Genomic DNA, 1,160 nt, shown 5'->3' on the forward strand with positions numbered 1-1,160 from the left:
ACATCGGCCCGACGGATCGCTATCTCGTGATCTGCGACATCCTGCACGACATCCTGCAGACCAATGCACCGGTGAATCACCGTGCGCTCGTTCGTCTCGAGGATCTTGACGCATACACGACGACGAGTTCGATGAGACAGCTGACGGACTACCTGTACTCGAAGAGGATCAAGTTCACGATGGCGACCATTCCGCTGTATACCGATCCGAACGGGTATTACACCGGCGGCCGTCCGGAGACGATTCACCTCGCGCAGGCAACGGGCCTCAAGAACGCGCTGAACTATGCGCTCCTGCGCGGCGGCTCGATCGTGATGCACGGCTACACGCACCAGTACGACTCGACACCGAACCTTCTGACCGCGGTCAGCGGCAGCGACTACGAGTTCTGGTACGCGGTGCAGAATCGTCCGGTCGTAGAGGACTCCGTGCAGTGGGCGAAAGGCAGAATGGCCGACGGCATGCTCGAGTTCACGCTCAACGGCTACCACATCGTCGGCTGGGCCGCGCCGCAGTACCAGATGTCGCCGAACGCGTCGGCGGCCACGGCGCAGACGTTCCCGACCACGTTCCAGCGGGCCGTCTACTACACGTCGACCAATCCGCAAATCGGTACAGGCGCAGCCAACCAGGACTTTTCGGCCGGGCAGTTTTTCCCGTACATCATCAACGCCGATTACTACGGGCAGCGGATCATCCCGGAAAACCTGGGCAGCATCCAGTACAACATCTGCAACATCGACCAGTTCTCGTGCATCACATACACGTGGCAGCAACTCGTCACCAACGCCCAGTATGGCCTGGCGGTACGGGACGGCTTTGCGTCGTTCTTCTTCCATCCTTACTGGCTCGAACCCGATCTCGGCTTGCCGGCTTACCAGGACTTCCAGAACGTCGTGACCGGCATCACGAACCTCGGCTACACGTGGGTGGACGGCACGACGGCCAGGTGACGCTCGCCGGCGAAAGCCCCGTGCGTGGACCCGCTGCGGCAACGCGGGTCGCACGCCTGCATTTGATCGGCTACGATGACGCGCAAGGTGGTTCCGGAGAGGAAGCGATGATCAAGTACGCCATCCCGGCCTTGCGCACGATTCGACAGCGTATGGGCCGGTTGCGGCACGCAGGGCGGCCGCGCCGGCGCGCGCGCGCGCCGCGCA

The 1,160-nt window shown here is 62.5% G+C and carries 1 protein-coding gene and 1 pseudogene; both read left to right on the forward strand.

All coding sequences use genetic code 11. The annotated features are described in order from the left end of the window. On the forward strand, positions 1-953 hold a 953-nt coding region (locus F3J14_RS35075; protein ID WP_166726772.1), incomplete at its 5' end, for a polysaccharide deacetylase family protein. Next, a pseudogene (locus F3J14_RS35480) lies at positions 950-1,160 on the forward strand (hypothetical protein); the annotation flags it as partial. The gene F3J14_RS35075 and the pseudogene F3J14_RS35480, both read left to right, overlap by 4 nt.

The organism is Burkholderia sp. Tr-862, from assembly GCF_011753085.1.
Lineage (GTDB): Bacteria > Pseudomonadota > Gammaproteobacteria > Burkholderiales > Burkholderiaceae > Burkholderia > Burkholderia ambifaria.